Origin of the sequence: Vibrio tapetis subsp. tapetis (assembly GCF_900233005.1) — a bacterium.
GTDB classification, from domain to species: Bacteria; Pseudomonadota; Gammaproteobacteria; order Enterobacterales; family Vibrionaceae; genus Vibrio; species Vibrio tapetis.
In genome coordinates, this window is record NZ_LT960611.1 from 359,672 (window position 1) to 373,327 (window position 13,656).

13 protein-coding genes are annotated in these 13,656 nt (G+C 44.1%); 12 read left to right on the forward strand and 1 reads right to left on the reverse strand.

What is annotated here, in order from left to right; all coding sequences use genetic code 11:
• Nucleotides 1-125: 125 nt before the first annotated feature.
• Nucleotides 126-1,556: an ammonia-forming nitrite reductase cytochrome c552 subunit gene (gene nrfA / locus VTAP4600_RS01660; RefSeq protein WP_102521211.1), complete on the reverse strand. Its 1,431-nt coding sequence runs from the start codon at nt 1,554-1,556 to the stop codon at nt 126-128.
• A gap of 458 nt (nt 1,557-2,014) precedes the next feature.
• Between nrfA and nrfB the strand changes: the two genes are divergently transcribed.
• The 12 genes from nrfB to VTAP4600_RS01720 all read left to right on the forward strand — a co-directional run bounded on the left by nrfB (nt 2,015) and on the right by VTAP4600_RS01720 (nt 13,586).
• Nucleotides 2,015-2,617: a cytochrome c nitrite reductase pentaheme subunit gene (gene nrfB / locus VTAP4600_RS01665; RefSeq protein ID WP_102521212.1), complete on the forward strand. Its 603-nt coding sequence runs from the start codon at nt 2,015-2,017 to the stop codon at nt 2,615-2,617.
• A 1-nt stretch (nt 2,618) separates the two neighbouring features.
• Nucleotides 2,619-3,311 (forward strand): cytochrome c nitrite reductase Fe-S protein, encoded by a 693-nt coding sequence (nrfC, locus tag VTAP4600_RS01670; RefSeq protein ID WP_102521213.1) that lies wholly within the window; start codon nt 2,619-2,621, stop codon nt 3,309-3,311.
• Complete coding sequence (nrfD, locus tag VTAP4600_RS01675; RefSeq protein ID WP_102521214.1) at nt 3,308-4,264, forward strand: cytochrome c nitrite reductase subunit NrfD; 957 nt, start codon at nt 3,308-3,310, stop codon at nt 4,262-4,264. Before nrfC ends, nrfD begins: the two co-directional genes overlap by 4 nt.
• A 53-nt stretch (nt 4,265-4,317) precedes the next feature.
• Entirely contained in the window at nt 4,318-6,219 is a 1,902-nt protein-coding gene (locus VTAP4600_RS01680; protein ID WP_102521215.1) for a heme lyase CcmF/NrfE family subunit, read from the forward strand.
• Complete coding sequence (locus tag VTAP4600_RS01685; protein WP_102521216.1) at nt 6,194-6,721, forward strand: DsbE family thiol:disulfide interchange protein; 528 nt, start codon at nt 6,194-6,196, stop codon at nt 6,719-6,721. Before VTAP4600_RS01680 ends, VTAP4600_RS01685 begins: the two co-directional genes overlap by 26 nt.
• Before the next feature lies 1 nt (nt 6,722).
• Nucleotides 6,723-7,169: a cytochrome c-type biogenesis protein CcmH gene (locus tag VTAP4600_RS01690; protein ID WP_102521217.1), complete on the forward strand. Its 447-nt coding sequence runs from the start codon at nt 6,723-6,725 to the stop codon at nt 7,167-7,169.
• 119 nt (nt 7,170-7,288) lie between these two features.
• Nucleotides 7,289-7,513, forward strand: a complete 225-nt coding sequence (locus tag VTAP4600_RS01695) for a hypothetical protein (protein WP_102521218.1) — start codon at nt 7,289-7,291, stop codon at nt 7,511-7,513.
• Nucleotides 7,514-7,906: 393 nt separating this feature from the next.
• Nucleotides 7,907-8,503, forward strand: coding sequence for a GTP cyclohydrolase II (locus VTAP4600_RS01700; RefSeq protein ID WP_102521219.1), 597 nt, complete (start codon nt 7,907-7,909; stop codon nt 8,501-8,503).
• A 183-nt stretch (nt 8,504-8,686) separates the two neighbouring features.
• Nucleotides 8,687-9,946 (forward strand): imelysin family protein, encoded by a 1,260-nt coding sequence (locus tag VTAP4600_RS01705; RefSeq protein ID WP_102521220.1) that lies wholly within the window; start codon nt 8,687-8,689, stop codon nt 9,944-9,946.
• 62 nt (nt 9,947-10,008) lie between these two features.
• Nucleotides 10,009-11,394, forward strand: coding sequence for a di-heme oxidoreductase family protein (locus VTAP4600_RS01710; protein WP_102521221.1), 1,386 nt, complete (start codon nt 10,009-10,011; stop codon nt 11,392-11,394).
• A gap of 10 nt (nt 11,395-11,404) precedes the next feature.
• On the forward strand, nt 11,405-12,496 hold the full coding sequence (locus VTAP4600_RS01715; RefSeq protein WP_102521222.1) for an imelysin family protein: 1,092 nt from the start codon (nt 11,405-11,407) through the stop codon (nt 12,494-12,496).
• The gene (locus VTAP4600_RS01720; protein ID WP_172443047.1) at nt 12,477-13,586 is read left to right on the forward strand and encodes a DUF1513 domain-containing protein; all 1,110 of its coding nucleotides are present in this window, start codon (nt 12,477-12,479) and stop codon (nt 13,584-13,586) included. The genes VTAP4600_RS01715 and VTAP4600_RS01720 overlap by 20 nt, the downstream gene beginning before the upstream one ends.
• Nucleotides 13,587-13,656 lie beyond the last annotated feature (70 nt).

Below are 13,656 nucleotides of genomic sequence, written 5' to 3' on the forward strand. Positions count from 1 at the left end.
AAATAGAAAGTCCGAGTGTCATTCCGCTCGGATTTTTTTATGCCCATTCTCAATTGAAGCTTCAAAAAAAAAGCCGCTCAGTTAATGAGCGGCTTGATAGCTTCGTGTTTGGTTAAATTACGAGGTTAGTACTCGTATTTACTCTCACGTTCAGCGGCTTCCTTTTCCCACTGAGGAACAACGGTTTTCAAGAAAGTATCTTTGTCAGAATTCATCTTGTCCATTGGCATGCCCAGTGCTTTTTGAGCAGCAGCTTTGGTAGAGATATCTGGAATTTCAATCGGCTCTAGAATGCCTTTCTTCGCAAGTAAACGTACGAGCTTAGTACGGGCATCAGCAGCACGGTCAACAGCAGTACCTAGAATTTCTAGTGCAACTTCGGGTGCGTGCATGTGGACACCGTGTGAGGCGATTGCGTAATCCCAGCGCCATTGCGCATGACGAATATCCAGTAAGATGTCTTGCATCTCTTCTTCTGTTGCCCCCGCGTCCCACGCCGCTCCTGCTTCAAAGTGAGCAGCAACAATTTGTTTTTCGGCGGTTAACTTCATATTTGTCACTTGTTGTTTACGTGTACCAACAATATCAATCATTGTTTCTTTGCTTTGTGTATGACAATTTGCACACGTGTCTTCGAAGCGGTCTAGCGGGTTGCCAATCTTATGATCGGTATAAACGGTGCCATCTTCTTTGGTGACTTTTGGCATATGACAATCAGCACAAACCACGTTGTTCTTACCGTGAATACCTTCACGCCAAGTTTCGTACCCTGGGTGTTGAGCTTTTAGCATTGGCGCTTTAGAGACTTTATGAGTCCAATCTTTGAAGTTAAGCGCATCGTAGTAGGTTTCCATTTCGCCTACTTTTGTGCCGTTGTCCCAAGGGAATTTTACGCCCTTAGTTGGCCCTGTGAAGTAGTACTCAACGTGACATTGTGCACACACAGACGCTTGTTGATCTAATCGAGATTGGTCATCAAATTTCTTACCGATGGCTTCGAATGCACGCTCAACGTATGGACGGGTAATGGTCAATGCAGGCTCACCATTCTTAAACTCATCACTTTTAGTGTCGTGACAATCGGCACAACCAATGGGGTTGATGATTTCTGCGCCTAATCGAGCCCACTTACCTTCAAAGTAGCCGTCTTCACCGCGTTCTTCGATAGATCGAGCGACATCAGGGCTTTTACAGCTCCAACACGCCATAGGCATAGGTCCAGAGTTGGCATCCGTTGGTGCGCCAGTACGAAGGGTTTGTCTTACGTCATCTACTGCGTAGAAGTGGCCACGCGCTTTGTTGTAATCTTTGGCGAAGCCGTAACCAGCCCACATGATCACCATGTTAGGATCGCTAGCAAGGGCGTCGTCTAAGGCTTTACTTTCAGACGTTGCTTTCCAAGAGTTGTATTGATCGGGATGGTTCTCTTCGTAGGTTTGGTTACGAGGATCACCGATTTCATTTGTTTCTGGTGCAGCGAGGCAGCCCATACTAAATAAGTAGCTTGAGCCAAATAATAACGCTGCAGCCGAATTCCGTATCCAGTGCTTTTTCACAGTTGCTTCTCCGTAAATTTGTTTTGTTATTACCTAGCGTTGCGTTTCAAGGTAGCCAAAATAAAAAACTGGAGAACTTTTCATATATTAGGTGAAATAAATAGGTTCGTAAGTTCAATTATTTATTAAATTGTTTTAGATCAATTATGAGTAGTGATCTATGCCACGTTATGTTTCTTATACCCCTAAAGGGGGTAGGTCTAGTGTTTGACCGTTGGTTTTTATTAATGAACAAACCTCTTTTATTACTAGTAACTTAGCTAATTTAATTAGTGAAATAGGTCACTGTTTGGTCTATTTAATAAGCAGATATTTACTGTTGTAGATATAATGAAGTCAGATAGCGTTGCGGCTCATCCGAAATAAGAACTGATATCATTTAAGAGTTATTATCATTTAATTCTTAGAGTCACTTTTTGTTTGCCAAAATATAGTTTTGGTTTAAGGAAAGGAAAAAAATGGGCAATATTAAATTGACCATAGCCATGATGCTAAAATACCTTCTAGTATTATGTCTCTATGGGTTTTCATTCAATGTTGCTGCCGATACTTCTGAAACTGCGGTTCAAGAAGTTGACACAGCGCGACACAAAGTGTCGTTGATTCGAGATCCAGATTACAAGTGTACGCAATGTCACAAGGATGCGAAGCAAACATTATTCGGTTCTCACGGGGAAGACGCGCAAGCGATCATAGGCCGTGAGGTAAATTGTACTGAGTGCCATAGTAGCATTTCTCCAGATCACCGTGATGGTGCACCTGAAGTCATCAAATACTCTGCTGCACAATCAAAATCTGGCACAGAGAAACAACTTCTTAGTCACAGTCAAATTTTATCTGCTAATAGCCAATGTACCGATTGTCATCAACCTAAATACCTGCAAGAAGACAGCTGGACACACGATGTCCACGCCACTAACTTGACGTGTTCAAATTGTCATGTGGTTCATGGTGAAAAACAGGGTGTGCTTAGCTTAGAGCGTAAAGACAAAATCAAACTGTGTGTTGATTGTCATTCCGATGTTACTCAGTTAAAAATGAAGAAACCGGAGGACGATTAATATGAGTTGTTCTAGACGAAATTTCCTCACAGGTGCTGGCGCGGTTATCTTAACAACAGGCGTTGCTGGAACCGCGGTTGTTGGTAGCAGTAAGTCATTAGCCTATTCTATGGAAGACGGTAAAAAACGCTATGGCATGGTTTACGATGAAACAGCATGTATCGGCTGCACAGCTTGTATGGATGCTTGTCGTGAAGTCAACAATGTGCCAGAAGGCGTATCACGCTTAGAGATTACACGAGGCGAACCGAAAGGAGAGCATCCGAATGTTGATTATCAATTTGATCGTGTTTCTTGTCAGCATTGTGAAAATGCACCTTGTGTCTATGTGTGCCCAACCGGCGCTGCATATAAAGATGAAGCAACCGGCATTGTAGATGTTCATAACGACAAGTGTGTTGGTTGTGGCTATTGCTTAGCAGCTTGTCCTTATCAAGTTCGTTTCTTTAATCCTGAAACCAAATCAGCGGATAAATGTAATTTCTGCCGAGACACTAACTTGGCCGCTGGGAAACTACCAGCATGTGTCGAGTCGTGTCCGACCAAAGCACTGACATTTGGCGATTTAAATGATCCGAAAAGTGAGATTAACAAGGTTATTGCAAGTAACCCGGTATACCGCGATAAATCCCATCTAGGAACGAAACCGCAGCTATACAAAGTCGCACATGAAAAAGGAGAGGTGAAGTCATGAGTACTTGGCAAGCTGCATTTCAATTCGACTCACTGGTATGGGACTGGATCATCGCTGTTTACCTGTTTTTAGCGGGTATGTCGGCAGGTGCGGTCATGATTGCAATCTATCTGAAACGAAACGTGATAGAAGGCAACCCAGCCGAAAATGGGATCATGAAAGCAATGGCGTGGGTAGCTCCGTTCGGCATTGTGGCGGGTCTTCTTATACTGGTGTTCCACTTAACCAAGCCGCTATCGTTCTGGAAAATCATGATTTATTACAACCCGACGTCCGTGATGTCGATGGGGGTAATATTGTTCCAATTGTACCTAGCGGTACTGTTTGTTTGGATAGGGATTATTTTCAGAGAGACAATCGTTAATTTCCTTAAAGGACGATTTACTTTTGTTGATGGTTTACTAAAATCCTTTGGACGTTTTGAAAACGCAATAGAGATCTCGTTAGGTGTTATGGCGGTAATGCTCGCGGCTTACACTGGATTTTTATTGTCGGCGTTAAAAACCTACCCAATGCTAAATAACCCAGTATTACCATTATTGTTTTTGTTCTCGAGCCTTTCTTCTGGTGCGGCGGCAAGTTTGTTGTTTGGGGTCGTTGGCTTTAAAGAAAGCCCAACCAGCCCGAGCGTTCGTTGGGTACATAACTTCGAACGTCCAGTGGTAATATTTGAGCTGTTTGTCATTGTTACTTTCTTTACTGGCTTAATATTTAGCGGAGGCCAAAGCGAAGCTTCAGCTTGGTTCGCCTTGACTGGCGATTTTTGGTCATCGTGGTTCTGGTGGGGTGTCATTATCTTCGGGATGTTAGTACCGCTCGGGTTAAATGCATTTTCTCCGAAAGCGTTGCGTCACAGTCCGTTGTTTATTGTGGTTGTAACCAGCTTAAGTCTGCTTGGCGTATTGATGTTGAGAACCTTCGTACTCTATGCTGGACAAATGACCGTCGTTTAAAGCATGAATGCCTTGCTGCTTCGAAAAGGGTAGCAAGGTAAATTAAGGAAGTTATGGTAGCAAGTGTTGGCGTTTTTACACTAGCAGTATGTGTGATCAGCGCATTAATGGTCGTTGTTGCAGGGTTAGCTACCTTCTCATCACGGTTCCGTCTTAATCTGCAAGTTGATGTTCCTGTACATCTCGCTTTCCTTTCAAGCCTCGCGGCAATTATGTTATTGGGGTATGCATTCGTATCAAACGATTTTTCGCTCGCCTATGTCTCTTCACATTCAAATACCCAATTGCCAATTTTCTTTCAAATAGCGGCGGTATGGGGCGGTCATGAAGGTTCATTGCTGTTTTGGTTAGTGACGCTGTCGAGCTGGAATAGTGTCATTGCGCTGCAAAGAAACCGGATACCAGACAACTATCGAATTCGGGTAATGATGGTCATGGGGGCCATCATTACTACCTTTGCGTTGTTTATTCTATTTGCCTCTAACCCGTTTGAAACAAATACAATACTGCCTATAGAAGGGCGAGATTTGAATCCCATGTTGCAAGACATTGGGTTGGTGTTACATCCACCTCTGCTATACATCGGCTATGTAGGTTTTGCGGCTACATTTTCGTTCGCTTTTGCCGCCCTTTTAATGCCAAATATCCCTGAATATTGGTTCAAGTTATGCCGTGCTTGGAATGCGGTAGCGTGGGTGTTCTTGACTTTGGGCATCGTACTCGGTTCTTGGTGGGCATATAAAGAGTTGGGTTGGGGAGGGTGGTGGTTCTGGGATCCAGTCGAAAATGCTTCTCTATTACCTTGGCTTACTTCAACGGCCTTGATGCACAGTTTGCAGGTAAGTCACGCAAAGCAACAGTTGAAAGGCTGGAGCTTTTCACTTGCGATCATCACTTTTTGTTTAAGCTTACTTGGCACCTTCGTGGTTCGCTCCGGTGTACTTACGTCTGTTCATGCGTTTGCCGTCGATCCAACTAAAGGCCTGCTACTGTTAGCCATTCTCGCCATTTTACTCTTTGGAGCCTTAACGGCATTAATTCTGCGCAGCGAGAAAATCGTAAGTAAAACGATTACTGGTCTCTTATCAAAAGGCGGTATTGTCTTATTGGTATGCGGAGTTTTGGCACTCGCAACACTCGTCGTATGGTTAGGGACTTTCTACCCTATGGTGTATCAACTTGCGGGCCTTGGAAATATCTCGGTAGGGGCTCCGTATTTCAATCAGATGATGTTACCACTTACGCTCGTTGGGCTGTTACTTATGTTAGTCACGGGGATAAAATCTGCGCCAAATTTAGTCATCAAATGTACGATTTTGGTCGGTTCGGCGTTACTGCTCGCATTGTTGATATTTATCTATCCGATGACCTTCTCACCCATGCTTACTTTCGCTTCATATCTGGTGATTGTAGTTGTAGCGCTTCATGTACTGCCTTCAAAGTTAACGGGAGTATTCGGTTCAGTACCGATGCGTTTGGCTCACGTAGGATTAGCGATTACAATTTTTGGAGCATTAGGAAACGCCCAGCTCTCTTATGAAGTCAGTGGTAAAATGTATCAAGACAGTCAACTGCAATTTAGAGATACTGTGATTACATTCGACGACAGAACTCTTGTTGTTGGGCCTAATTATACGTCTGAACAAGTTCATTTTGTGTTGTCTCGAGATGACGAAATTGAGGCTAGGCTAGTACCTGAAAAACGTCACTATCAAGTAAGGAATATGTTGATGAGTGAGCCTGCTATCCATTCCGACTGGCTCGGGGACGTTTATTTAACGCTCGGTGAAAAACTGGACAATCAGAGTTATGCTGTCCGTATTCAGTACAAAGCCTTCATTCGTTGGATCTGGTTTGGTGGGTTGTTAAGTGCATTTGCCGTGTCACTTACGCTTGTTCCTAAAACACTATTGAAAATAGAGAAACGTTATGTCGAAAAAAGCAAAGCTCACTAGTTTATTTGTCGTACTGGGTGGGTTCATTGCCTTATTGTGGGTTGGGTTGCTTTCCGAGCCTGACAAATCGAATCAAGCGTTAATCGATCAAGCCTTTCCTTCCTTTACTTTACCGTTATTGGGCTCACCTGAAATCAGGGTAAATGAACAGGTATTTAAGGACAGCCAGTGGACCATTGTAAACGTGTGGGCATCCTGGTGTGTGGTGTGCGAAAAAGAGCACGAGTTTTTGAAACAACTGGATCAACAAGGGTACTTTATTATTGGGCTCAATTACCGGGATGACATTGCCAGTGCGGCTCAGTATTTACGACGAAACGGCAGCCCTTATGAAGTGACTTTGTATGATCACGACTCGGATCTTGCGTTACGATTAGGGGTCATTGGCACTCCGGAAACGATTCTTGTTGATCAGCATGGGGTCGTGCGCCAGCGCCATCTTGGTGAGCTGACACCCAGAGTTTGGCAGAGTAAGTTTACTCCGTTAATGGAAGGGCGCTGATATGAAAATATCAAGATTCCATCCCTTAATTCTGGCTTTATTTTTAAGTGTTTTCTCGGTGCAACTGTCAGCAGAAGTTGCGTTATTTTCCAAGGCAGAAAGCGAAAAAATATCGAAAGTAGAACTATTTGAATTCGAGTCACCCGAACAACAAAAGAGGGCGATTGCACTGGCAAAAGAACTGCGCTGCCCACAATGTCAAAATCAAAACTTGGTTGAATCTAATTCTCCAATTGCACAAGATCTACGACTCAAAGTGTACCAAAAGGTCAAGCAAGGTGAGACAAACGAAGCAATCAAAGCTGGCATGGTAAAACAATTTGGCGAGTTCGTCTTATATCGACCAGAAATAGGAACATCGACGTTTATGTTGTGGTTACTCCCGCTATTGGCGGTAGCGGTATTTATTTATTACGTATTAAGCTCAGTTCGCACAAAAAAAGTGTGATGTGTCTCCATGTTAGAGCTCAATTTGCACAATATAAAATTAATAAATGCTATGATCTTCGCAATGTGATGCCATTTAACTCATTCATTGAGATAAGAAACGGACGTAAGGTGTAGGCAGTGGAACCGGTAGTTACGCAGTTAAAAAAGGATTTTCAAGCTCGTATCTGGGCAATGCCAGCTAATAACGGGGCTAATTCAACCTTATCTGTTCTGACAAAAGAAGAGCTAATTGAGCTGGAGAACATTTGGGTTCAGCTTATTATGTGGCAGAAAAGAGCAGGCTTAGTTTTTTTCAGCAACAGCCACTGGTATATTGCGCGCCTTTTCCAGTCATTACTCTAGTCAAATGTATCCCTATCTCTTCAGCCTACAGCCGTCGGCTTCTATAAGCCGAGAATGAGTATAATTCCAAGCCAGTTTGATTCCCAACCCTGCACTTTCTGAGTGTGGGGTTTTTTTATTGTCTAAACTCTTATTGATGGCGGTCTAAACTGAGGTAAGAGTGCCATCGTATTCTTGCGGTATCTCGCCTGCAGGTAAGGGATACAGCCTAGTGAAAGACTAATTGTTATAATATAACAATAGTGGTATAAATATTATCATCATCATGGTTGAATCTGTTCGTGGGCACCCCCATTTAGAGTTCAACTTCTCTTTACTTGTTTGCATGAACAACAGACATCGATACGAGTGAAGAGTTAAAGTCACAAATAATAGAATAAGTTGGGAAATGTTATGGCGGAAGTTCGTGCCAGAGTTAGCTTAAAAGTCGGCCTGAAAAGCCATATAGACGCAGAAATTCTTTCGTTTCATGGATTGAAAACCGAAAAAGAACACGTTGCTTTGATTTTCAAATCTGCTGTTCAGCAGGCGCATACTCCACTGGTACGAATGCACTCTGAGTGTTTGACTGGGGATGTATTCCACTCCTCGCGATGTGACTGCGGTGAGCAGCTTGATGAAACATTGGAAAAAATGGGCGACAACGGTGGCATCATTCTGTATTTACGTCAGGAAGGTCGAGGTATTGGTTTATACAATAAAATTGATGCCTATAAACTCCAAAGCGAAGGCATGAATACATACGAAGCGAATAATCACCTTGGATTTGGTGATGACCTGCGTGATTTCCAAGAAGCGGCCCAAATGCTATTGGCGCTGGGGATCAACAAGATCCGTTTGATAACCAATAACCCTAAGAAGATAAAAGACCTTACCTCTCATGGCATCGAGATTGAAGAAGTGGTCAATACCGCAGCACACATTAAGCATGGTAACGAAGGTTACCTGAAGGCGAAAGTCTCTCACGGTAAGCACAAGCTGGACATCTAGCCAGCACAAAATACAGTAGGGCGCTTGAATAAGAGCCACTGTGCATAACAAATCAATAGGCCTCACGTATGTGGGGCTTTTTGTTATCTGGTACTTGAATATCAGTAATAAAAATGTATCATTCTGTTACGAATAATAATGATAATAGTTCTTACTACTTATTTGCTCAACAAGGATGATTTCATGATCACTAAACAAGCTACTACCCAATTAATGGTAGTTTCTCTTCTTGGTTTATCTGGCAGTGCTGTCGCTGCTGTAACACAATCTCAAGTCGTTAAACATTATGCAGACGTCGCTCATGCAACGTATGCAGATGCAGCAATGACCGCAAAAGTTCTCGATAAATCAATCGACCAGCTTCTAGCCGCTCCATCACAGGCGACTCTTTTGTCTGCTCGTGAAGCGTGGTTGAATGCTCGTGTCCCTTATCAGCAAAGTGAAGTGTTTCGCTTTGGCAACGCAATCGTTGATGATTGGGAAGGTCAGCTGAATGCGTGGCCACTTGATGAAGGTCTGATTGATTACGTATCAAGCGATTACCAGTACGAGTTAGGTAATGAAGGTGCGCAAGCAAATATCGTTGCAAACGAAGAAGTTCTTGTCGGCTCTCAGGTACTTAACACCAAAAAAATCACTCCTGCACTAATTGCCGATCTTAATGAAGTCGGCGGTTCTGAAGCAAACGTAGCGTCGGGTTATCATGCAATTGAGTTTTTATTGTGGGGCCAAGATCTAAATGGAACTAATGCTGGTGCAGGTAATCGCCAACATACTGACTTTGCAGTAGGTAGCGCGTGTACTAATGGTAACTGTGATCGTCGCGGTGAGTTTTTGAAAGCAGCATCGCAACTGCTGATTCAAGATCTAGAGTGGATGGAAAAGCAGTGGGCAAGTAACCAAAAAGGCAATTACCGCCAAAAACTGCTATCTGAATCTAGCGAAACAGGTCTGCGTAAAATGCTATTTGGTATGGGCTCTCTATCTTTAGGTGAGCTTGCTGGTGAGCGTATGAAAGTGGCTCTAGAAGCTAACTCTACTGAAGATGAGCATGATTGCTTCTCTGATAACACGCACAACTCTCACTACTACAATGAGCAAGGTATCTACAATGTATTTACCGGTCTGTACATGCGTCAGAGTGGTCAATTGCTTTCTGGCCCAAGCATCTACGACTTGGTAGCACAGCAAGACAAACAAGCGGCGAAGAAAATTCAAAAAGATTTCGATATGGCGCGCGCACAAGTAAAAGAGCTAGTTATTTCAGCTGAGAAAAACGATCAACACTTCGATCAGTTAATTGCAACGGGCAACACTCAAGGTAATGCTCTGGTTAATGACACGATCATGGCGTTGGTATTACAAACAGCTGCGATTGAACGTGCAGCGAAGATCATCGGTATTGAAAGCCTGAACCCTGATACTGCCGATCACGAGTTTTAATTTAGAAACAGTATTATAGGGCTCACGCATAGTGGGCCCTTTTTTTCTATTAAGGACGTTCAATGACATTTCGTTTATTTACACTGGGATTAATAACGATACTCTCTACTTCTAGTTACGCGTATGAAAAGAAATCTGGCGGCGATACAACAACTAATAAACAAGGCCCCAATGCTTTTTCACTACCCGCAACTAACCTACCAATGGCATCACGGCTTGATTTTAGTGTTGGCAATAGCTTTTTTAGAAACCCTTGGGTTCAAGCGCCAGCATCCACTGATGCTCGTGACGGATTAGGGCCACTTTTCAATACCAACGGTTGCCAAAACTGCCATATAAAAGATGGGCGAGGCCACCCTCCTGAGCCTAACGATATCCATGCGGTCTCCATGCTGGTTCGTTTAAGTATTCCAGCAACGACGAAAGCCCAACAAATGGCAATAATACGTGGCGGAGTCATACCCGAGCCTACTTACGGCGGACAACTGCAAGATTTCGCGCTGCCAGATGCTAAACCTGAAGGCAAAGTCGTCATCGAGTATGATGAGCAAGTGGTTCGCTTTGATGACGGTGAACAGGTAGTACTGCGTAAACCAAAACTGTCTATTACGAATTTGGCATACGGGCCAATGAACCCTGAGGTTTTGCTTTCTGCACGAGTCGCTCCTCCAATGATTGGCTTAGGCTTACTCGAAGCCATTCCTGAACAAACAATCCTTGCTATGTCGGATGTTGACGACAGTAATAAAGATGGGATCTCTGGCAAAGCAAACCGAGTATTGGACGTAAAAACAGACACATTAGCCTTAGGCCGATTTGGCTGGAAAGCAGGGCAGCCTAACCTGATGCAGCAAAATGCAGCGGCGTTTAATGGCGATCTTGGCTTAACCAGTGACCTGTTCCCAAATGAAAATTGCACGTCCGCTCAAGACATTTGCCAAAAACTGCCTAATGGTGGTCAGCCAGAAGTCAGCCAGAAAATTCTCAATTTTGTGGAGTTCTACTCTCAGCATTTAGCCGTTCCAAAGCGTCGGGATATGACTTCGCCTGACGTTATTCGTGGTCAAGCTCTGTTTGCTCAATCGGGGTGTCAATCTTGCCATGCGGTCAATATAAAAACAGGCATTGTGCCAGACAAGCCAGCGTTATCTGAGCAAGTCATCCATCCATACAGCGACATGTTGTTACATGACATGGGCGAAGGCTTAGCGGATAACCGACCTGAGTATTTGGCGAATGGTCAAGAATGGAGAACGCCACCGCTTTGGGGGATCGGCTATACAAGCGAAGTGAATAATCATACCTACTTCTTACATGATGGTCGCGCTCGTAATCTTATGGAAGCCGTATTGTGGCATGGTGGCGAAGCGAAAAATGCACAGCAACAAGTGCTAAGTATGTCTAAATCTGATCGCGATGCGCTGATCGCATTCTTAAATTCATTATAGGGTGAATCAAATGACTAAACGAACCATCGCTTCGTGGGCTAGGCATGAACCTGTGAAAACAACAAAAACATGCGCCCTTGCTGTGTTCGCGACATTACTGGTCGGGTGTCAAACCACAGAACCAACTAATACGGTAACGCCGTCGGTTGCTTTAACACCCAAGTCAGACCACATCAGTGATGATGTGTTTCAGCTTCAATTAGTTTCTGCTAAGCGCTTTGAAGCTCAATCATCGGAACTGGCTCGTCACTTTAGCCAGTTCTGTCAAAACGATGCGAAATCGTTAGATGATTTAAAGTCTCAATGGTCGGTAACCATGCAAACCTGGATGGCGCTTCAAGGGCAGCAGCGTGGGCCGCAATCTGCACTGGATCTGAGTTGGAATATACAGTTCTGGCCAGATAAAAAAAATACCACGGGCAGAAAAATGCAAGCACTGGCTAAGCATAGCTCTGACCTAACGGCGCAAGATGTGCTTAAAGAAAGCGTGACCGTGCAAGGGCTAGGGGCAATAGAGTGGCTTCTTTACGATACTAAGTCTCCATTGCTATCGGATAAACAAGCGGGGTGTCAGTTAGGTGAACCGATTAGCCAAGCCTTGCAATATCATGGACTACAAGTGAATCAAGCTTGGCAACAAAACCCGTGGATTGAATTAGATGGGAAGCACTGGCGTAGCGAATACGTCAGCTTGTTATCAAACCAAATCGAATACAGCATGCAAAAACTAAGTCGACCTCTGGCGAAGATCGGTCAACCTCGTCCTTATTTTGCTGAGTCTTGGCGATCAGGGACATCACTTGCCAACTTGGGTAGCAACGTTGATGCGATGGATAAGATCTATCACCAAGGTGGCCTAGATTCACTGTTACGAGAGCGCGGAAAAACCGATCTAGCGGATAGCCTGAGTAGAAACTTTAAGCATCTCAAAAACGAATGGCCTCGAGACGGTAACATGTTTCAAACCATTGATACGAAAGCTGGCTATCAACAAAATTTGATGTTGTTCAATCAACTGGAATTACTTGATATCTTAATTCGTGACGATGTGGCTCTCGAGCTCGGAATTGTTGTGGGGTTCAATGCAACTGATGGTGACTGATCAAACAAGACGCCGTTTACTACAGGCCGCTTTTTGGGGGGTAGCTTTACCCCTACCCACGACTTTTGGCTGTGCATCAGTGAATGCAGATAAAAAGCCCGCATTGATTGGCTGCGCAATTAGTGGCCGTGATCGCTATCAAGTTGTTATCGCCGATCATCGCGGTCAACCCATTGCGGTTCACCCTTTACCAAAGCGGGGCCATGGTGTTGCTGTCCAACCTAATGGAACGCAGGCCGTAGCATTTGCGCGCAGACCTGGAGATTACTTTCAGCCGTTTGACTATGAATCCGGTGAAATGAAGCCGCTGGTTGTGCCAGAGGCTGATCGTCATTTTTATGGTCATGGTGTTTACTCCAAAGATGGCGAGTATCTTTTTGTTACCGAAGGGGATAAAACGACTAGCCGAGGGATTATTGGGGTGTACCAAGTCTCAAATGGGTATAAAAAAATAGATGAGTGGTCTGGTTTTGGTATTGGTCCACATGAAGTGATCTTATTAGAGAACAACCAACTCGCTATTGGTGTTGGCGGTGTGCATACCTTAGGCAGAACACCTCAAAACCTAGAAAGCATGATGCCTTCATTAAGTTATCTTAATATGGCTGGTGAGCTTGTTGATCAGGTTGGATTACCCGATCACCAACTCAGTATTCGCCATTTAGCAACGGATGCCAACGGTGCGGTTTATTGCGGTCAGCAGTACCGTGGTGAACCGGATAACTACCCAAGTTTGGTGGCGGTGCACAGTGGTTTGTCGAGCGGAGGAAAGGGCAAGTCAGGGTTGAAAATGCTGAATGCGGAACCTGAAGAGTGGGCTCGATTCAATCACTATATTGCCAGTATCGCGGTGCATGAAAATACGCTAATTGCGACTTCGCCTCGTGGGAATTGCTATGGAATTTGGGATTTAGCGAGCAACAAACTTCTGGAGTTGTCCGCACTTCCTGATGCTAGTGGCGCCGTTGCTAGTGAGGATGGATTTTGGTTAAGTTCTGGGGCGGCGAAGGTTGTTCATCAAGCTTATGATCAGCCAAGACAGACGCTTTCATCCAACATCTATTGGGATAACCACTGGAGCGTAATTTAGTCATTTAATAGTCCTATACTTGCTCAAATTTTTGCCATACTTAACTATGTTGTTAAGTATGGCGATGTCA